We start from the raw sequence: 19,163 nt of genomic DNA on the forward strand, positions 1-19,163 counted from the left end.
TGTCCTGAACGTCTACACCGCGCTCGGCATACCCGTAACAGAGCCCGTAGGATAAGTGCGTCTGGGGAAAGGGGAAGTCCGGGCTTCACGCGCTTCGCGCAACAAAGCCGGTGCATTCAATACAGCGTCAGCATCAACCCAGACAATCGGCTTTCCCAAAGTCAAAAGCTTGAATTTTATATAGGTCGCTTTCAGGGAAAAAGCATTCTCCGCACCCATGGCTGGAAACGTCTCCACTGAAACGTTCTGACCGACGGATCGGCAGCAATCTTCCAGTCTTTTCAGATAGGTATCGTAGACACCGTCTCTCGTGCCGAAACTGACGACAGTTGACTCTCCATGACCCTTGGTACCGAAGTTGCCGGAACCTGAATCATCGACGTCCAGCATCCGGCACTGAGATGGCGCCACCAGAAATTGCTCTGGTTCGCTCGAACGGCGAAAACCGGAAACCCCGAAGATGCTTTTCTTCTTTTTCATGCCTACTAGCTAGCGACCGGTGATCTCAGATATACTTGGAACAAGTCCCTTTCTAAGCACCAGCCTCCCCTGTAACGTGTTCAGGGTGCATAAACACAACATGCAGATTGACGTCAACCAAAACAGATAGGCAGAGTCACCTAGTCTCGTCAGCCGTTAAACCGTAAATCTCCCAAAAACTCCGAAATGATTTGCCGTATCTCGCCTATCACAAGGGCCCCGTCTATCACACCCCCCTAAACATCACTAGCGCATCCACCTCCCCCAGATGTGGATGCGCGAAGGCGCCCGGCAGGCGCCCCACGACCTCGAAGCCCGCGCGTTTCCAGGTCTCCACGGCGCGGGTGTTGCTTTCCACGACGAAGTTGAACTGCATGGCGCGGAAGCCCTCCGTCCGGGCGGTCTCCAGCGCGTGGGCCAGCATCCGCCGGGCCAGCCCCCGGCCCCGCGCGGCCTCGCCCGTGACGAAGCCGCTGTTGCAGACGTGCGATCCGCCGCCCGCCTGGTTCCGGACGATGTAATAGGTGCCCATCACTTCGCCCGCGATCTCGGCGACGAACACCTTGCGGCCCCCGCCCGTCCAGTAGGCAAGGGCGGCGTCGGGCGTGATGTCGGGGTCGATGGCGTAGGTGTCGCCGGCGCGGAACACGGGCATCAGCAGCGCCGTGACGGCCTCGGAATCGCCCTCGCAGTAGGGCCGGATTTGCGGATCTGCGGCGGTCACCGCGGGGCCTTTCCCGCGGGACATTCTGAAGAAACGGTAAACGACAAGAGGTAAGTCATTGATTTTTCTTGGGCGCCGGAGTGTCCCGGCGCGGGACACCCCGGGACATCCCTTCAGATCAGTAGACGACGACGGTCCGGATCGACTCGCCCTTGTGCATCATCTCGAAGCCCTCGTTGATCTCCTCGAGCTTGATGCGGTGGGTGATCATGGGGTCGATCTCGATCTTGCCGTCCATGTACCAGTCGACGATCTTCGGCACGTCCGTGCGGCCCTTGGCGCCACCGAAGGCCGTGCCCTTCCAGGTCCGCCCGGTCACCAGCTGGAACGGCCGGGTCGAGATCTCGGCCCCCGCCGGCGCCACGCCGATCACCACCGACACGCCCCAGCCCCGGTGCGAGCATTCCAGCGCGTCCCGCATGACCTGCACGTTGCCGGTCGCATCGAACGAGTAGTCCACCCCGCCGATCTGGTCCCGCTCGGTCTTGGTCAGCTCGATGATCGCCGCCTTCACGTCGTCCACCTTCGAGGGGTTCACGAAGTGGGTCATCCCGAACTTGCGGGCCATCTCTTCCTTGTCGTCGTTCAGGTCCACCCCGATGATCATGTCCGCGCCCGCCATGCGCAGGCCCTGGATCACGTTGAGCCCGATGCCGCCAAGGCCGAACACCGCCGCGGTCGACCCGATCTCGACCCCCGCGGTGTTGATCACGGCGCCGATGCCGGTCGTCACGCCGCAGCCGATGTAGCAGATCTTGTCGAAGGGCGCGTCGTCACGCACCTTCGCCAGCGCGATCTCGGGCATCACGGTGTGCTGGGCAAAGGTCGAGCAGCCCATGTAGTGATAGATCGGCGTGCCATCGAGCATCGAGAACCGCGTCGTCCCGTCCGGCATCAGCCCCTGCCCCTGCGTGCCGCGAATGGCCGTGCAAAGGTTCGTCTTGCCCGACAGGCAGGACGGGCATTCCCGGCACTCGGGGGTATAAAGCGGGATCACGTGGTCCCCCGGCTTCAGCGTCGTGACGCCCTCGCCCACCTCGAGCACCACGCCCGCGCCCTCGTGGCCGAGGATCGAGGGGAACAGCCCTTCGGGATCCGCCCCCGAGAGGGTGAAGTCGTCGGTGTGGCACAGGCCCGTGGCCTTCACCTCGATCAGCACCTCGCCGGCCTTGGGGCCCTCGAGCTCCACTTCCATGATCTCCAGAGGCTTGCCGGCCTCCATCGCAACTGCCGCTTTCGTTCGCATGACGCGCTCCTTCCGTTTTTTGGCGACACTGCTTGAAACGCCGGGGTGCCGCAATAGCCGGAAGACCCGCCGGGGACGCAAATTTCGCCTTGCCCGGCACGCCGATGACGCGCTCCGGATGCAGGTCAGCGCCGCCCCGCCACCCCGGCTTGCAAACCGGCGGCAGGCGGGGCAAACCTCTGTCAAAATTTCTTTCCGTCCGGAGCACTCCATGCAGATCGAGACGATTGCCACCCAGCCGATCGAGGGGCAGAAGCCCGGCACCTCGGGCCTGCGCAAGAAGACCCCGGTCTTCCAGCAGCACCACTACCTCGAAAACTTCATCCAGAGCATCTGGACCGGCATCGGCGGGATCGCGGGCAAGACGCTCGTGCTTGGCGGCGACGGCCGCTACTTCAACGAACGCGCCGCGCAGGTCGTCCTGCGCATGGCCGCGGCCAGCGGCGCGGCCCGCGTGATCGTGGGTCAGGACGCGCTACTCTCGACGCCCGCCGCCTCGAACCTCATCCGCAAGCGCGGCACCGACGGCGGCGTGATCCTCTCGGCCAGCCACAACCCCGGCGGCCCCGAAGAGGACTTCGGCGTGAAGTTCAACATGCCCAACGGCGGCCCCGCCCCCGAAGGCGTGACCAACAAGATCTTCGAGGCGACGCAGTCGATCACCGAGTACAAGATCCTCGAGGCGCACGACGTGGACCTGTCGACGCCCGGGGAGACGACCCTCGGCGACATGGTGGTCGAGGTCGTGGACCCGGTCACTGATTACGCCGAGCTGATGGAGAGCATCTTCGACTTCGACGCGATCCGCGCGCTCTTCAAGGGCGGCTTCACCATCCGCTTCGACGCCATGCACGCCGTCACCGGCCCCTACGCCAAGGCGATCCTCGAGGGCACGCTCGGCGCGCCCGCGGGCAGCGTGGTGAACGCGAAGCCAAGCCCCGACTTCGGCGGCGGCCACCCTGACCCGAACCCGATCTGGGCAAAGCCGCTCATGGACCTGATGATGGGGCCCGACGCACCCGACTTCGGCGCGGCCTCCGACGGTGACGGCGACCGCAACATGATCGTCGGCAAGGGCTGCTACGTGACCCCCTCGGACAGCCTTGCCGTGCTCGCCGCCAACGCCACGCTGGTCCCGGCCTACGCCGGCGGCCTCAAGGGCGTCGCGCGCTCCATGCCCACGAGCGAGGCGGTCGACCGCGTGGCACAAAGCCTTGGCATCGACTGCTTCGAGACGCCCACCGGCTGGAAGTTCTTCGGCAACCTGCTCGACGACGGGCGCGCCACGCTCTGCGGCGAGGAAAGCGCCGGCACCGGCAGCGATCATGTGCGCGAGAAAGACGGCCTCTGGGCGGTGCTCTTCTGGCTGAACGTGCTCGCCAAGCGCGACCAGCCCGTGGCCGAGCTCATGGCCGACCACTGGAAGACCTATGGCCGCAACTACTACTCGCGCCACGATTTCGAGGGCGTGGACGCCGAGGCCGCCAACACCCTGATGGACGAGCTGCGCGGGAAACTCGCCGATCTGCCCGGCACCAAGGCCGGGGATCTGACCGTGAAGGCCGCCGACGAGTTCGCCTACGACGATCCGGTCGACGGATCGCGCGCGGAACAGCAGGGCATCCGTCTCTACTTCGAGGGCGGCGAACGCGCCGTACTGCGCCTCTCGGGCACCGGCACCGTAGGCGCCACCCTGCGCGTCTACCTCGAAAACCTCGTCACCGCCCCCGGCGACCTGCACGAGGACCCGCAGAAGGCCCTTGCCCCGGTCTTTGCCGCCACGGACGAGATCGCCGGCATCAAGACCCGCACCGGACGCGACGCGCCCGACGTCATCACCTGATGGTGTCGCATCATGGATAACCTTCGCGGCATCGGCTTCATGGTCGCTGCCATGGCGCTCTTCGCGGTGGAAGACGCCTTCATCAAGGGCGTCTCCGCGCAACTGCCGACGGGCCAGATCCTGCTCTTCATCGGCATCGGCGGGGGCATCGTCTTCGCCCTCATGTGCCGGGCGCGCGGCATCCGACTGCTCGGCCCGGCCCTGCTTTCGCGGCCGGTCATGCTGCGCAACCTGACCGAGATCGTGGGCACGCTCGGCTTCGTCACGGCCATCACCACGATCCCGCTCGCCACCGCATCGGCGATCCTTCAGGCCGCGCCGCTTTTCGTGACCATGGGCGCGGCCCTCTTCTACGGCGAACCCGTGGGCTGGCGCCGCTGGAGCGCCATCGCCGTAGGCTTCGTCGGCGTGCTGGTCATCATCCGTCCCGGCCTTGCCGGCTTCGATCCCTTCTCGCTCTTTGCCGTGATGGGGGTCATCGGCCTTGCCGGGCGCGACCTCGCCTCGCGCGCCATCCCGCGCGAGATCACGAGCTTCCAGGTGGCGACCTACGGCTTCTTCATGGCGATCCCCACCGCGCTCATCATGCTGATCTTCGACCACGACGTCGCCATGCCCGAACCCCGGCACTGGCTGATGATCGCGGGCGCCATCACCGTGGGTCTGATGGGCTACGTGGCCATCACAACCGCGGCGCGGACCGGCGACGCCAGCGCCGTGACCACCTTCCGCTACACGCGCCTCGTCTTCGCACTCGCCATCGGCATGATCGTCTTCGGCGAACGCCCCGACGCGCTCACCTTCCTCGGCGCGGCCCTCATCATCGGGTCGGGCCTCTTCACGCTCATCCGCGAACGTCGGCTGGCGCGGGCACAGGCCCGCAGCCTCGCGCCGCGTCCGGGGGTGGGCTGACCAACCGGTGCGCCGACCGAAGGCGCCCCTGCCATTTTCAACCGGCGGCTGCTAAAAAGACCGCAAGACACGCAAACCCGAGGGACCTTTCCATGACCACCATCATCGACATTTTCGGCCGCGAAATCCTCGACAGCCGCGGCAACCCCACGGTCGAGGTCGACGTGACGCTCGAAGACGGCAGCATGGGCCGCGCCGCGGTGCCCTCCGGCGCCTCCACCGGCGCCTACGAGGCCGTGGAACGCCGCGACGGCGACAAGGGCCGCTACATGGGCAAGGGCGTTCTAGACGCCGTGGCCAGCGTCAACGGCGAGATCGCCGAGGAACTCGTCGGCATGGACGTGACCGACCAGATCTCGCTCGACATGGCGATGATCGAACTCGACGGAACCGACAACAAGGGCCGTCTCGGCGCCAACGCCATCCTCGGCGTCAGCCTCGCCGCCGCCAAGGCCGCGGCCGAGTTTACCATGCAGCCGCTCTACCGCTACGTCGGCGGCACCGCCGCACGCACCCTGCCCGTGCCGATGATGAACATCATCAACGGCGGCGAACACGCCGACAACCCGATCGACATCCAGGAATTCATGATCATGCCGGTCGCCGCGACCAGCATCCGTGAAGCCGTCCGCATGGGCTCCGAGGTGTTCCACACCCTCAAGAAGGAACTCTCCGCCGCCGGCATGTCCACGGGCCTCGGCGACGAGGGCGGCTTTGCCCCCGAACTCAAGGGCACCCGCGACGCGCTCGACTTCATCCTGAAGTCCATCGAGAAGGCCGGCTACAAGCCCGGCGAGGACATCTACCTCGCGCTCGACGCCGCCTCGACCGAGTACTTCGAGAACGGCAAGTACGAGATGAAGGGCGAAGGTCTCTCCCTCACCCCGGAAGAGAACGTCGACTACCTCGCCAAGCTCTGCGACGACTACCCGATCATCTCGATCGAGGACGGCTGCGGCGAAGACGACTGGGAGGGCTGGAAGCTTCTGACCGACCGTCTCGGTGACAAGGTCCAGCTCGTCGGCGACGACCTCTTCGTGACCAACCCCACCCGTCTCCAGATGGGCATCGACAAGGGCTGCGCGAACTCCATGCTCGTCAAGGTGAACCAGATCGGCTCGCTCACCGAAACGCTTCAGGCCGTGGACATGGCGCACCGCGCGCGCATGACCAACGTCATGTCCCACCGCTCGGGCGAAACCGAGGACGCCACCATCGCCGACCTCGCGGTGGCCACGAACTGCGGGCAAATCAAGACCGGCTCGCTGGCGCGTTCGGACCGGCTCGCCAAGTATAACCAGCTGATCCGCATCGAGGAAATGCTCGGCGAAGTTGCTCAGTATGCCGGTCGCTCCATCCTGCGCTGAAGAAATCCGAACATTCGCGTAACAATCGCCCGGTCCGGCAATACGAGAGTTTGCCGGACCGGGCTTACCCTGTAATACTCCACGTCAATATGTCGAGTATGCAGGGTCATGCCACAGAGCAAGTTTGGTAGGAGGCTGGGCGCGGTCCGGCGGGCCGAGTTCGGCTCGCCAATGGAAACTGCGGCCCGCTCGATCGGGATCCTCGCGACGTCGGCGGCGCTCTACCTTGCCAGCCACGATCCGATCTTCCCGATCTGGTGCGCCTCGTACTTTCTCTTCGAGGGGCTTTTCCTGCTGATCGCCGGGTGGCCCCCCAAGCGGAACATCCGCGCCCATTTCGGGCTGGCGATCCTCTTCTACAATCTCTCGGCGCTCAACTTCGCCTGGCTGCCGCTCTACATGATATGGCTGGGCGAACCGGGCTACGCGCTTGTCGGCGGGCTCGGCATCTTCGGGATGCTGCTCTACACCCTGCACCGGACCGAGTACGAGGCGAGCCTTGTCATCTCGGATTGCCTGCACGCCGTAGTCGTCGCCGGCGCCTTGCTGGTAATTATCGAACCCAGGATCGACAGCACGGCCATGCAGGTCGCCGGCTTCATCTGCGCCCTCGCCGTCGCCAAATACTTCTGCCTTGGCATGTGGGCCAAGCTACGCAACCAGGCCCAACACCGGCGCACCGAACAGCGCTACGCCGCGGCCCAGAAGGAACGCGCCCTGTCGCAGTTCGTCGGCGGCGTGGCCCACGACTTCAACAATCAGCTCACCGCCATCCTTGGCAATCTCGAGCTGATCGACCACCTGCACGATCCCTCGGATCGCGCCCACGCCATGCGCGCCGTCCACGAGGCCGGCGGCAACGCAGCCCAGACGGTGCGCCAGCTGCTGGCCACCACGGGACGCGCCCCCCTGAGGCCGCGGTGGATCGACCTCAACCACTTCGTCGACACCCGGATCAGCTACATCCGCGATCTAATGGGCGATGCGATCCGCCTGGACGTGGGGCCGATCCCCGAACATGCCCGGGTCACCGCCGATCCGGGCATGCTCGAAACCGCGCTCGTCGAACTTTGCCAAAACGCTCGCGATGCCATGGAGGAGGGAACCGGGCGCATCCGGATCTCGGCCACCGACGAAAGCCCTGGCGGCCGTCAGGCGCCGCGCTTCGCGCTCGTGGTCGAGGATGACGGACCGGGCGTCGATGACAGCGCGCTCGCGATGCTCACCGAACCCTTCTACACCACCAAGGGCGTGGGCGAAGGTCCGGGGCTGGGGCTTTCCGCGGTCAGGGGATTTGCCCACCAGTCAGGTGGAGAACTCAGGATTGGCCGTTCCGCGATGGGCGGCCTTCGGATCGCGCTGGTCCTGCCCGAGGTGATGGCTCAGCTGCCCGCGTCGGGCGCCTCGTAGACGCCCTGTTCCTTCAGCGCGTCGATCACTTCCTTGGGCATGTAGGTCTCGTCGTGCTTGGCAAGGATCTCGCTCGCCTCGAACACACCGTCCACGTAGCGGCCGGTGCCGACCATGCCCTGGTTCTCGCCGAAAAGATCGGGCAGCACGCCGGTAAAGACCACCGGCACCACGGCGCCCCCATCGGTCACGGAAAACCGGATCACCTCGCCCTCACCGCGCACGAGCGAGCCCGCCTCGACGAGCCCCCCGATGCGGAAGGTCTCGTGCGGTTGCGGCGGCGCCGCAATCACCTCGGTTGGCGAACGAAAGAAGTTGATCCCGTCCCGCATGGCATATCCGATCAGCGCGGTCGAAATGACCAGCGCCACCGCGAGCAGGGCCACCACCTGGATGCGACGCTGTTTCTTGAGCGATTTCAGGGCCATCTGGGTATGCCTCTCCGATCCGTCGACACTGCCCGCAGGCAGTCTGGGCGACACTATACGGAATCGCCGCACCCCGCGACAGGACCTAGATCAAATTGCTGCGGGTCCCGCGTCAGGGGAAACAGGGCGCCAGCATGAGCCCCGCCGTTTCCTCTTCGCCCAGCATCAGGTTGGCGTTCTGCAACGCCTGCCCCGACGATCCCTTGCACAGGTTGTCGAGCGCCGCGACGACCTGGCACTGCCCCGCGCCACGCTCCGCCGACACGCCGATGTGACAGAAGTTCGACCCGCGCACGTGATGCGTCGATGGCGCCTGTCCCAGCGGCAGCACCTCGATGAAGGGCTCTTCGGCATAGGCCGCGCTCAGCGCCGCGTGCACGGCCTCCGCCTCGCCCTTGAGATAGCAGGTCGCAAGGATGCCCCGGTTGAAGGGCGCGAGGTGTGGCGTGAAGCGGATGTTCACCGGCCGCCCAGCGAGCGCACTGAACTCCTGGTCGAACTCGCCCAGGTGCCGGTGCGTGCCGCCAAGGCCGTAGGCATTCGTGCCTTCCGACAGCTCCGCGTGCAGCAGGTTTTCCTTCAGCGACCGGCCCGCGCCGGAGACGCCACAAATCAGATCGAGGATGATCTCGTCAAGGTCGATGACCCCGGCCTCGATCAGCGGCCGCAGGATGAACTGTCCCGTGGCCGCGTTGCAGCCGGTGCCCGCCACCAGCCGCGCGCCCGCGATCTCGTCGCGGTAGAATTCGGTCAGCCCGTAGACCGCCTCCTTCTGCAGCTCGGGCGCGGCGTGATCGTTGCCGTACCACCGCTGGTAATCCGCCGGGTCGCGCAGCCGGAAATCCGCCGACAGGTCCACGATCTTCAGATGCCCCGGCAGCTGCGAGATCACCTCCTGGCTCGTCTTGTGCGGCAGCGCGCAGAAGCACAGCTCGATCCCGGAAAAGTCGATCTCTTCCCAGGTGACAAGATCCGGAAGGTCGAGGTGGCGCAGGTGCGGGAACACCGCGCCAACGCTCTGGCCCGCCTTGGAATTGGCGGCGAGCGCCGCGATCTCGATCGAGGGATGGGTGGCGATCAGCCGGATCAGCTCGGCCCCGGTATAGCCGGAGGCGCCGATGATGGCGACGGAATGGGTCATGACGTACCTGCGAAGTCTGAAGTGAAGAAAGCAAAGTTCAAGCGCCCGCGCGGGACGCGCTGCACCTTCATCGTCGCATGTTACGGGCGTCGAAACGCATCATGACGGATCTCCTTGCAGGTGCAGTAGCGCCGGGCGGTGCGAGAATCAAGTCACGCTCGGCAGGGCGCCCGGTCAGGCCGCCTCGAAGCTCATGGATTTCCGCAGGAAGCGCGTGGCGTTGTCCGACACCTTGCGCGGATTGCCCGTGGTCAGGAAGCGTTCGCCCTGCCCAGGTCCCACCATGTGCGGATGCCGCTCAAGGTAATCCGCCAGCGACTCGGCCACGATCGAGGCCTGCGAATAGACCGCCACCTCCGGCCCCAGCGCCTCCTGGAAGACATCCTGCAGAAGCGGGTAGTGCGTGCAGCCGAGGATCGCCGCCTGCGGGCGCGGCATCTTGCGCTTGAGCGCGTCCACGTGGCTGCGCACCAGTGCCTCGGCCAGGATCATGTCACCTTCCTCTATGGCATCGACCAGCCCGCCGCAGGCCTGCGCCTCGACGTCGACGCCGATGGCGCGGAAGGCCAGTTCGCGCTGGAACGCCCGGCTGCTCACCGTCGCGGGCGTCGCGAACAACGCGACGTGCTCCACCGCCACCTCGCGCGGGGGCGAGTTGTCGCCCCACGTGCGCTCGGTCATGACCTCGATCAGCGGCACGAAGACACCGAGCACCCGCTTGTCCGCCGGGACCCAGCTTTCCTGCATCCGTCGCAGCGCTGCGGCCGAGGCAGTGTTGCAGGCGAGAATCACAAGATCGCAGCCAGCGTCCCAAAGGCGCTCCACAGCGGCGGTGGTCAAATCGTAGATGTCATCGGCGCTCCGCACCCCGTAGGGCGCGTGCTTGCTGTCGGCGAAATAGACGAAGGGCACGTCGGGCAGCCGCTTCTGCACCGCGTCCAGCACCGTCAGGCCGCCAAGCCCGGAATCGAAAACCCCAACCGCCATGTCTGCCCGCCTTCCCGCGCTCAGTACGGGCGCCGCACCGTTTCTGTCTCGCCGGCCCGCACCCTGTTGTGCCGTTCCTCGAACTCGAACCCGTAGTCGTAGGATTTGAGAGGAATCGGGGAAAGCTCATAGGTCCGTTTGCGCAGGAAATCCATCATCGCCCGGCTGTCGCGCGCATAAGGCGCAAGCACCTCGGGCGGAATCGGCTCACCGATGGCCACGCGCACGGGCGTATCGACCCGCTTGCGGAACTCCTTGATCAACAGCCCCATGCGCAGCGTGTTGTGCAGGTGGCTCGCCAGTTGGAACAGCCGCGAGGTGTGTCCGTCGAAGTAGACCGGCACCACCGTCGCGCCCGACTTGGCGATCATCTTCGCGGTAAAGCTGCGCCAGCCCGGGTCCATGGGCTGCGCAAAGGGTCGCGCCGCGGTCGACACGGTCCCGCCGGGAAAGATGCCAATACAGCCGCCCTCGGCGAGGTAGCGCAGCGCCTCTTTCCGCGTGGCGAGGTTTTCCTGCACCGCCTCCTTGCTCTCTTCGAAGCTGACCGGAAGCACCACACGGTCGAGATCCTGCGCCTTGCGAAAGATCTTGTGCGCCAGGATACGAAAATCGCCCCGCACCACCGACAGGATATGCCCCAGCATCAGCCCGTCGAGAATGCCGTAGGGGTGGTTCGCGATCACGATCACCGGCCCCTCGGCGGGGATGTTGTCGAGACTGCCCGCGATCACGTCGAGCCCCAGCCCGTACCGTGCCACCATGACCTCCCAGAAGCTGCGGCCCCCTGCCACGTCGTCCTCGTATCCCTTCGCCCGCCGGATCAGCCCGATGCGTCCGGTGGCGTTCTCCATCAGCCGGATCATCGCCCGGCCGCCCCGCGTGCTGGCGGAGTAGGAATAGGAAATGTCGCGTGCGGCACTCGGGTGCCGCGGGTGACGCCGTAGGGGCATCCGCATCGGTCCTCGCGGTAGATTGGGTGCGCGGTGGAATAGAAGATGTGGAGGGGAAGTGTAACGGACAAGTAAAGAAATTGCATCAAACCTGTCGAACGGCAGCGGGCCGCCTGTGGCGGCGGCCCGGCCGTGGCAGAGGGGATCACTCCGCCGCGTGCACCATGTCCTGCGGCGCCTTCCGCAGCGCGGCCAGCAGTTCCTCGCGCCGCTTCTCGGCCTTGGCGGCGTTGTCCATCTTCACCGGGCCATAGCCCCGGATCTGAAGCGGCAACTCCGCCAGCGCCACAAGCGCATCCATGTGAACCGCATCCGCCTTCGGCAGCCACTCGGCCATGTCGGCCTCGTACTGCGCGATCAGCGCGCGCTCCATCTTGCGCTCTTCAAGCCGGCCGAAGGGGTCGAGCGGCGTGCCGCGCACGAACTTCATCGCCGCCAGCACCCTGAACCCGGTCAGCATCCGCTCGCCGTACTTGCGCTTTTTCGGACGCCCCTCCGGGTCCTCGCCGTTCAGCACCGGCGGCGACAGGTGGAAGCTCATCTTCGGATCGCCGTCGAAGACCTCGGCCACCTTGTCGCGCGTCTCGAGGTGCATCCGCGCCACCTCGTACTCGTCCTTGTAGGCGAGCAGCTTGTGATAGCCCTTGGCAACGGCCTCCTTCAGACGCTTGTCCTCGATGCCGTCGACAAGCTTGCGGTACTTCCGCGCCAGCCGCTTGGACTGGAACTTCACCAGCGCATCCTCGCGGTAGGCGATCTTCTCGTCGAGCGACTTGGGCATCTGGACCACCTTGGGCTCCATGACGCCCCGCGCCTCGACCGGATGCAGGATGGCCCAGCGGCCGATCTCGAAGGCGCGCAGGTTCTTCTCCACCGCCGCCCCGTTCAGCGTGATCGCCTCGGCGATCGCCTCGTGCGGCACCGGGATCAGCCCGCGCTGCCAGGCCGCCCCGAACAGCATCATGTTCGAGAAGATCGAGTCGCCCATGGTCGCCCGCGCCAGCTCGGATGCGTCGAAGAGGTCCAGCCGCTCCTTCATCCGCGCGCTCAGCGCCACTTCCAGCCGATCGGCGGGCAGCGAGAACTCGGTATCGCGGGTGAAATCGCCGGTGATGATCTCGTGGCTGTTGACCACGGCACCCGTGCGCCCGGCGGCTGTCAGGCCCAGTGTCTTGGCCCCCGCGCTCACCACAAGGTCGCCGCCGATCAGCGCGTCGGCCTCGCCGGTGGCCACGCGCACGGCACTGATGTCCTCGGGGCTCTTGGCCACGCGCAGGTGGATGTGCACCGCCCCGCCCTTCTGGGCGAGCCCCGCCATCTCGATCATGCCCGCGCCCATGCCGGCGATCTGCGCCGCCTGCGCGAGCACCGCGCCAATGGTCACGACGCCGGTGCCGCCGACGCCGGTGATGACGATGTTATGCGTCCCGTCGATCTGCGCCATCTCCGGATCCGGCAGGTCCGGAAGCTCCAGCGCCGTGGTCGCGGCCTTCTTGGGCACCGCGCCTTCCAGTGTCACGAAGGAGGGGCAGAACCCCTTGAGGCACGAGAAATCCTTGTTGCAGGCCGACTGGTCGATGGCACGCTTGCGCCCCAGCTCAGTCTCCTCGGGCAGGATCGCCACGCAGTTGGACTGCACCCCGCAATCCCCGCAGCCCTCGCAGACATCGGTGTTGATGAAGACGCGCTGGTCGGGGTCGGGGAATTCCTTCTTCTTGCGCCGCCGCCGCTTCTCGGCCGCGCAGGTCTGGATGTAGAGGATCGCCGAGACGCCCTCGACCTTGGTGCAGCGCTCCTGCACCTCCTGCATCTCGGCCCGCTCGAAGACCTCGAGCCCCTTGGGAAAGACCGACGGGTCGATCTGTTCCTTCTCGTCGTGCACCACGTAGATCTTCGAAACGCCCATGGCCTCCAGCTCGGCGGCGATCTGCGAGGGCGACAACCCGCCGTCGTTCTTCTGCCCGCCGGTCATGGCGACCGCGTCGTTGTAGAGGATCTTGTAGGTCATCGTGGTGCCCGACAGCACCGCCGCCCGGATCGCCTGGATGCCGGAGTGGTTGTAGGTGCCGTCACCGATGTTCTGGAAGACATGCTCCGTCTTCGAGAAAAGCGATTCCCCGATCCAGTTCGCGCCCTCGGCCCCCATGTGGGTGTAGCCGGCCGTGTCACGATCCATCCACTGCGCCATGTAGTGACAGCCGATGCCCGCGTAGGCGCGGCTCCCCTCGGGCACCTTGGTCGAGGTATTGTGAGGACAGCCAGCACAGAAATACGGCAGACGCGCCGCGATATCCTCGGCGTTGTCCGCGCGCGAGGCTTCCTCGACCCGATGCAGATGCGCCCGCAGCGCCTCGGTGCCGCGGCCCTCGTCAACAAGAACCTCCCCCAGCTTCTGCGCGATCCAGACCGGATCCAGCGCGCCGCGTTCGGGGAACATGACCTCGCCGCCGCGAGCGCCCTTGCGGCCACCCCAAACGCGCAGCCCCGGGTTCCCGAACAGCGCCTCCTTGATCTGGCCCTCGATAAGCTTGCGCTTCTCCTCGACCACCACGATAAGGTCGAGCCCCTCGGCCCATTCCTCGATGCCCTTCGTGTCGAGCGGGTAGACCTGCCCCACCTTGTAGGTGGTGATCCCCAGCCGCTCGGCCTCGGCCTCGTCGATGCCCAGAAGCCCGAGGGCATGGACGAGATCGAGCCAGTTCTTGCCCGCCGCCACGAAGCCGATCTTCGCGCCGGGCCGGCCCCAGATGCGCTTGTCCATGCGGTTCGCATGCGAAAACGCCTCGGCCGCAGGGCGCTTGTAGTCCAGAAGCCGCGCTTCCTGATCATGCGGGCTGTCGCCCAGACGGATGTTCAGCCCGCCCGCGGGCATGGTGAAGTCCGGCATGACAAAGGACATGCGGTCCGGACGCCCGTCCACCACGGACGTGGCCTCGACCGTGTCCTTCATGGTCTTGAGCCCGACCCAGAGCCCCGCATAGCGCGACAGCGCGTAGCCGTAGACCCCGTAATCGAGGATCTCCTGCACGCCAGCCGGGCTGACCACCGGCATGTTGGCGTCGACCATGGCGTATTCGGACTGGTGCAACACGGTGGAGCTTTCGCCCGTGTGATCGTCGCCCATAGCCATGACCACGCCGCCGTGGGGCGACGTCCCCGCCATGTTGGCGTGCTTCATCACGTCGCCCGACCGGTCCACGCCGGGCCCCTTGCCGTACCAGAGCCCGAAAACCCCGTCGAACTTGCCCTCGCCACGAAGCTCGGCCTGCTGCGCCCCCCAGATGGCGGTGGCGGCCAGGTCCTCGTTCAGCCCTTCCTTGAAGATCACGTCCGCCTCGGCGAGGTATTTCGCCGCGCGGTTCATCTGCATGTCGACCGACCCGAGGGGCGATCCGCGGTAGCCGGTCACGTATCCGGCCGTGTTCAGCCCCGCTGCGCGGTCGCGCGCCTTCTGCATCAGCATCAGCCGAACCAGCGCCTGGGTGCCGTTCAGCAGGACGTTATCCTTCGTCAGGTCAAAACGGTCGGACAGCGAAATCTGCGATTTGCTCATTTGTACAAGCCTCCTGCGCCCAACTTACAGGCAGGGGGAGGAGGTAAAAGGTCAGATATACTGTCCCATGCGGAGATTTTTCCAGTTTTTACGACTTCGGGTTATGGTGCACTGGAAGATGGCGATTTAAGTCGCACATTATGCAGACGCAGAAACCGGGCAGCCTATGATGGACTGGGACAAACTCCGAATCTTCCACGCCGTGGCCGACGCCGGCAGTCTTACCCACGCGGGTGAGGTGCTGCACCTGTCGCAGTCAGCGGTCTCCCGACAGATCAGGGCGCTGGAGGAACATCTTGATACCAACCTGTTTCACCGCCACGCCCGCGGGCTGATCCTGACCGAGCAGGGCGAACTCCTGTTCGACGCCACACGTTCGATGGTGAAACGCATCGACGCCGCAACCGCTCGCATCCGCGACAGCGAGGAAGAGGTCTTCGGCGAACTGCGCGTGACCACGACCTTCGGCTTCGGATCGCTCTGGCTCGCCCCGCGCCTGCCCAAGCTCTACGAACAGTTCCCCGAGCTGAACATCGACCTGCTGCTGGATGAACGCGTGCTCGACCTCCCCATGCGCGAGGCCGATGTCGCCATCCGCATGAAGGAGCCCTCGCAGGCCGACCTGATCCGCAAGCGCCTCATGAGCATCCGCATGCGGCTCTATGCCAGCCCCGAGTATCTCGACGCCTTCGGCACCCCCGAAAAGCTCGAGGACATGTCGCAGCACCGGCTGATCTGCCAGAACACCCGCTCGGCCCAGGTCGCCGCCGGCATGATGCTCGTGCAGGAGCTTATGACCCACAACGTCCGCTCCACGCTGACCGTGAACAACTACTTCGGCGTGCTGCAGGCGGTGGTCTCGAATCTCGGCATCGGCGTCCTGCCCGACTACATCATCGAGGATTTCCCCCACGTGGTCCGCGTTCTACCCGAGGTCGAATCGATCGAGGTGCCGGTTTTCCTCGCCTACCCCGAGGAACTGCGCCATTCGAAGCGCGTCGCCGCCTTCCGCGACTTCGTCCAGAACGAGATCATCGCCCACCGCCGCACACTCAAGGCGCTTGTCGGCACCGAGTGAACTCGCCTTAAGGTTACATTCACAAATTGTGGTATGCGGGCCACGCATGGCGGCAATGCTGCAGATGCGTGGTGATTGCGCTTGATCGACTCGGCGCAGATGACATATTCGGCAGACGAAGCTTGAAGCGCTCAACGGCGCATCATCTTCATACCTCCCTGTTGGACTACGGCCGAGCTTTGTGCTCGGCCTTTTTTTTCAGCAACTGCGGGGGATCAAACCTGTCTCTCTCAACTCTGCATCTGTGCGAAGGCATGAAATGCGCTGGCCGAACCCGATCCCAGCCCGTCAGTTCTGTCAACATCCCGCCACTTCAGCTCAGGCGCGGGATCGCAGACGCAGAAAAAAGACCGCCCCACAATCACGTGGGGCAGCCCGGGCACAAATCTTGTGCGAAAGAAAAACAAAACGATGCCATCCTAGGGCGTTTCCGCCCGGTCCGGCGCTATCGGGGCCGCGCTACGTGCGCCCCACGATCTCAACGGCGGAACAACCGGTCGTGGCCGAGGGCGCGACGCGGGCTGTAGGCCAAGGCCGCCACGGGCGACCGCCGACGGCGGCGGCGCATCATCATTTCCGCGCAGCCCACGGCTGCGACAGTTCCGAGCAGGCAAAGCGCCAGGCTGACATAATTCTGGGACATGAGGCCTCCATCATCTGCGGGAGTTGCCCCATTACTACGCCTGATCCCCCCACAAGGTTGCAATCACCGCCCTTCCGCGTGCTCCGGGGGCTTTTCTGTCCCCCTCCCTTGCCATAAACAGCGCCCAACTTAATGCGGGGGATGGCATGCAGGAACCGGAGATCACCGAAGAGCTGATCGAGGCACACGGGATCAGGCCCGAGGAATACGCCGAGATCCTGCGCATCCTGAACCGCGCGCCCACCTTCACCGAGCTCGGTATCTTCTCGGCCATGTGGAACGAGCACTGCTCCTACAAGAGCTCCAAGAAGTGGCTGCGCACCCTGCCGACCGACGGCCCGCAGGTCATCTGCGGCCCGGGCGAGAACGCGGGTGTCGTGGACATCGGCGACGGCCAGGCGGTCGTCTTCAAGATGGAAAGCCACAACCATCCCTCCTACATCGAACCCTATCAGGGCGCGGCCACCGGCGTGGGCGGCATCCTGCGCGACGTCTTCACCATGGGCGCGCGCCCCATCGCCGCCATGAACGCGCTCAGCTTCGGTGAAAAGGATCACCCCCGCACCCGTACCGTCGTGCATGGCGTGGTCGAGGGTATCGGCGGCTACGGCAATTCCTTCGGCGTGCCCACCGTGGGCGGCGAGGTCCGCTTCCACCCCGCCTACAACGGCAACTGCCTCGTCAACGCCTTCGCCGCCGGCCTCGCCGATACCGACAAGATCTTCTACTCCGCCGCCAGCGGCGTCGGCCGCCCGGTGGTCTACCTCGGTGCCAAGACCGGTCGCGACGGCGTCGGAGGTGCCACAATGGCCAGCGCCGAATTCGACGAGGGCATCGACGAGAAACGCCCCACCGTCCAGGTCGGCGACCCCTTCACCGAAAAGCGCCTGATGGAGGCCTGCCTCGAGCTCATGGCCACGGGCGCCGTAATCTCGATCCAGGACATGGGCGCCGCGGGCCTGACCTGCTCGGCGGTGGAGATGGGCGACAAGGGCGGCCTCGGCGTCCGCCTCGACCTCGACCGCGTGCCGGTGCGCGAAACCGCCATGACGGCCTACGAGATGATGCTCTCCGAAAGCCAGGAGCGCATGCTCATGGTGCTCGACCCCGAGAAGGAGGATGTCGCCCGCGCCGTCTTCGACAAGTGGGACCTCGACTTCGCCGTGGTCGGCGAAACCATCGACGAGGACCGCTTCCTCATCATGCACGGCGGCGAGGTGAAGGCCGACCTGCCGCTGCGCGCCCTTTCCGGCAACGCCCCCGAATACGACCGCCCGTGGGAGCCCTGCGAGCCCCCGGCCCCGCTCGAGGACGTGCCCCAGGTCGATCCCGTCGACGCGCTGCGCATCCTCGCGACCTCGCCCAACTACTGCTCGCGCGCCTGGGTATACGAGCAATACGACAGTACCGTCATGGCCGACACGGAAAATGGCCCCGGCTGGGGCGCGGGCCTCGTGCGCGTGCACGGCACGGGCAAGCACCTCGCCTTCACCTGCGACGTGACCCCGCGGTACGTGCGCGCCAACCCCGAGATGGGCGGCGCCCAGGCCGTGGCCGAGGCCTGGCGCAACCTCTGCGCGCTCGGCGCCAAGCCGCTGGCGACCACCGACAACCTCAACTTCGGCAACCCCGAAAAGCCCGAGATCATGGGCCAGTTCGTCGGCGCCCTCAAGGGCATCGGCCGCGCCTGCACCGCGCTCGACATGCCCATCGTCTCGGGCAACGTCTCGCTCTACAACGAAACCGACGGCGTGCCGATCCTGCCCACCCCTTCGATCGGCGCCGTGGGCCTCATCGCCGAGGGCGAAGAGCCGATCCTCGGCCGCGCCCGCGACGGGCACGTGGCGCTCATGGTCGGCCGGCAGGGCTCGCACCTCGGCCAGTCCGCCCTGCTCTACGAGGTCTTCAACCGCGAGGACGGCGACGCCCCCGAGGTCGATCTCGACGAGGAGCGCCGCAACGGCGAGTTCATCCGCGACAACCGCGACTGGATCCGCGCCTGCACCGACCTCTCCGACGGCGGCCTCGCCATGGCCGCCTTCGAGATGGCCGTGGCCTCGGGCACCGGCGTCAGCATCGACAGCGACGACACTGCGACGCTCTTCGGCGAGGACCAGGGCCGCTACCTCGTCGCCTGCAACTTCGACGCGGCCGAGGCCCTGATGATCGCTGCCGGCCGCGCCGGCGTCACGCTCACCACCGTGGGACGCTTCACCGGCGACGACGTGAAGTTCGGAGGCTCCTCCGCCCCCCTAGACGAACTCGCCCACGCCTGGAAAGGCGCCTTCGCCGAGCACTTCGCCTGACGCTGGGGCGCCACGCCCCGCTTCTTCTTGGTCCAAATATTCCGGGGTCCGGGGCAGAGCCCCGGTCCGTCGCTTGCAGGGGACGCGCCCCA

General features: G+C 65.9%; 15 protein-coding genes. 6 read left to right on the plus strand and 9 right to left on the minus strand.

Annotation, left to right across the window (positions count from 1 at the left end; translation table 11 throughout):
- Positions 1–12: 12 nt before the first annotated feature.
- The 3 genes from C8N44_RS23155 to C8N44_RS13130 all read right to left on the minus strand — a co-directional run bounded on the left by C8N44_RS23155 (position 13) and on the right by C8N44_RS13130 (position 2,450).
- Positions 13–480 carry a hypothetical protein gene (locus C8N44_RS23155; protein ID WP_146178844.1) on the minus strand — a complete coding sequence of 156 codons (468 nt, stop codon included), beginning with the start codon at positions 478–480 and terminating at the stop codon, positions 13–15.
- A 226-nt stretch (positions 481–706) separates the two neighbouring features.
- Positions 707–1,135 (minus strand): GNAT family N-acetyltransferase, encoded by a 429-nt coding sequence (locus C8N44_RS13125; protein WP_244641086.1) that lies wholly within the window; start codon positions 1,133–1,135, stop codon positions 707–709.
- 187 nt (positions 1,136–1,322) lie between these two features.
- Positions 1,323–2,450 (minus strand): S-(hydroxymethyl)glutathione dehydrogenase/class III alcohol dehydrogenase, encoded by a 1,128-nt coding sequence (locus tag C8N44_RS13130; protein ID WP_107977245.1) that lies wholly within the window; start codon positions 2,448–2,450, stop codon positions 1,323–1,325.
- A 211-nt stretch (positions 2,451–2,661) separates the two neighbouring features.
- On the opposite strand from C8N44_RS13130, the gene C8N44_RS13135 reads away from it, so the two are divergent.
- The 4 genes from C8N44_RS13135 (at position 2,662) to C8N44_RS13150 (ending at position 7,982) form a co-directional block, all read left to right on the plus strand.
- Positions 2,662–4,293, plus strand: coding sequence for an alpha-D-glucose phosphate-specific phosphoglucomutase (locus C8N44_RS13135; protein ID WP_107977246.1), 1,632 nt, complete (start codon positions 2,662–2,664; stop codon positions 4,291–4,293).
- Between the two features lie 12 nt (positions 4,294–4,305).
- Entirely contained in the window at positions 4,306–5,205 is a 900-nt protein-coding gene (locus C8N44_RS13140; protein ID WP_107977247.1) for a DMT family transporter, read from the plus strand.
- A 92-nt stretch (positions 5,206–5,297) separates the two neighbouring features.
- On the plus strand, positions 5,298–6,572 hold the full coding sequence (gene eno, locus C8N44_RS13145; RefSeq protein ID WP_107977248.1) for a phosphopyruvate hydratase: 1,275 nt from the start codon (positions 5,298–5,300) through the stop codon (positions 6,570–6,572).
- 108 nt (positions 6,573–6,680) lie between these two features.
- Positions 6,681–7,982 carry a sensor histidine kinase gene (locus C8N44_RS13150; protein WP_107977249.1) on the plus strand — a complete coding sequence of 434 codons (1,302 nt, stop codon included), beginning with the start codon at positions 6,681–6,683 and terminating at the stop codon, positions 7,980–7,982.
- On the opposite strand, the gene ccmE is transcribed toward C8N44_RS13150, so the two are convergent.
- From ccmE to C8N44_RS13175, 5 genes are all read right to left on the minus strand, one after another.
- A complete protein-coding gene (gene ccmE, locus C8N44_RS13155; RefSeq protein ID WP_107977250.1) occupies positions 7,955–8,410 on the minus strand; it encodes a cytochrome c maturation protein CcmE in 456 nt (151 codons plus the stop codon). The genes C8N44_RS13150 and ccmE overlap by 28 nt on opposite strands.
- Before the next feature lie 112 nt (positions 8,411–8,522).
- Positions 8,523–9,551 (minus strand): N-acetyl-gamma-glutamyl-phosphate reductase, encoded by a 1,029-nt coding sequence (gene argC / locus C8N44_RS13160; RefSeq protein ID WP_107977251.1) that lies wholly within the window; start codon positions 9,549–9,551, stop codon positions 8,523–8,525.
- Positions 9,552–9,725: 174 nt separating this feature from the next.
- Positions 9,726–10,538 (minus strand): glutamate racemase, encoded by an 813-nt coding sequence (murI, locus tag C8N44_RS13165; protein WP_107977252.1) that lies wholly within the window; start codon positions 10,536–10,538, stop codon positions 9,726–9,728.
- 20 nt (positions 10,539–10,558) lie between these two features.
- Positions 10,559–11,491: a lysophospholipid acyltransferase family protein gene (locus C8N44_RS13170; protein WP_107977253.1), complete on the minus strand. Its 933-nt coding sequence runs from the start codon at positions 11,489–11,491 to the stop codon at positions 10,559–10,561.
- 145 nt (positions 11,492–11,636) lie between these two features.
- Entirely contained in the window at positions 11,637–15,044 is a 3,408-nt protein-coding gene (locus C8N44_RS13175) for an indolepyruvate ferredoxin oxidoreductase family protein (protein WP_107977254.1), read from the minus strand.
- A gap of 169 nt (positions 15,045–15,213) precedes the next feature.
- Here C8N44_RS13175 and C8N44_RS13180 point away from each other — a divergent pair, with 169 nt between their 5' ends.
- Complete coding sequence (locus C8N44_RS13180) at positions 15,214–16,122, plus strand: LysR family transcriptional regulator (protein ID WP_107977310.1); 909 nt, start codon at positions 15,214–15,216, stop codon at positions 16,120–16,122.
- A gap of 478 nt (positions 16,123–16,600) precedes the next feature.
- Here the strand turns inward: C8N44_RS13180 and C8N44_RS23390 are convergent, their stop codons facing one another.
- Positions 16,601–16,765: a hypothetical protein gene (locus tag C8N44_RS23390; RefSeq protein ID WP_158274050.1), complete on the minus strand. Its 165-nt coding sequence runs from the start codon at positions 16,763–16,765 to the stop codon at positions 16,601–16,603.
- A 146-nt stretch (positions 16,766–16,911) separates the two neighbouring features.
- Here C8N44_RS23390 and purL point away from each other — a divergent pair, with 146 nt between their 5' ends.
- A complete protein-coding gene (gene purL / locus C8N44_RS13185) occupies positions 16,912–19,071 on the plus strand; it encodes a phosphoribosylformylglycinamidine synthase subunit PurL (RefSeq protein WP_107977255.1) in 2,160 nt (719 codons plus the stop codon).
- Positions 19,072–19,163 lie beyond the last annotated feature (92 nt).

Origin of the sequence: Allosediminivita pacifica (genome assembly GCF_003054175.1) — a bacterium.
Taxonomy (GTDB): Bacteria; Pseudomonadota; Alphaproteobacteria; order Rhodobacterales; family Rhodobacteraceae; genus Allosediminivita; species Allosediminivita pacifica.

Coding starts and splice junctions, on each gene's coding strand:
- C8N44_RS23155 (WP_146178844.1), bottom strand. CDS start 480: ATGAAAAAGAAGAAAAGCATCTTCGGGGTTTCCGGTTTTCGCCGTTCG.
- C8N44_RS13125 (WP_244641086.1), bottom strand. CDS start 1,135: ATGCCCGTGTTCCGCGCCGGCGACACCTACGCCATCGACCCCGACATC.
- C8N44_RS13130 (WP_107977245.1), bottom strand. CDS start 2,450: ATGCGAACGAAAGCGGCAGTTGCGATGGAGGCCGGCAAGCCTCTGGAG.
- C8N44_RS13135 (WP_107977246.1), top strand. CDS start 2,662: ATGCAGATCGAGACGATTGCCACCCAGCCGATCGAGGGGCAGAAGCCC.
- C8N44_RS13140 (WP_107977247.1), top strand. CDS start 4,306: ATGGATAACCTTCGCGGCATCGGCTTCATGGTCGCTGCCATGGCGCTC.
- eno (WP_107977248.1), top strand. CDS start 5,298: ATGACCACCATCATCGACATTTTCGGCCGCGAAATCCTCGACAGCCGC.
- C8N44_RS13150 (WP_107977249.1), top strand. CDS start 6,681: ATGCCACAGAGCAAGTTTGGTAGGAGGCTGGGCGCGGTCCGGCGGGCC.
- ccmE (WP_107977250.1), bottom strand. CDS start 8,410: ATGGCCCTGAAATCGCTCAAGAAACAGCGTCGCATCCAGGTGGTGGCC.
- argC (WP_107977251.1), bottom strand. CDS start 9,551: ATGACCCATTCCGTCGCCATCATCGGCGCCTCCGGCTATACCGGGGCC.
- murI (WP_107977252.1), bottom strand. CDS start 10,538: ATGGCGGTTGGGGTTTTCGATTCCGGGCTTGGCGGCCTGACGGTGCTG.
- C8N44_RS13170 (WP_107977253.1), bottom strand. CDS start 11,491: ATGCCCCTACGGCGTCACCCGCGGCACCCGAGTGCCGCACGCGACATT.
- C8N44_RS13175 (WP_107977254.1), bottom strand. CDS start 15,044: ATGAGCAAATCGCAGATTTCGCTGTCCGACCGTTTTGACCTGACGAAG.
- C8N44_RS13180 (WP_107977310.1), top strand. CDS start 15,214: ATGGACTGGGACAAACTCCGAATCTTCCACGCCGTGGCCGACGCCGGC.
- C8N44_RS23390 (WP_158274050.1), bottom strand. CDS start 16,765: ATGTCCCAGAATTATGTCAGCCTGGCGCTTTGCCTGCTCGGAACTGTC.
- purL (WP_107977255.1), top strand. CDS start 16,912: ATGCAGGAACCGGAGATCACCGAAGAGCTGATCGAGGCACACGGGATC.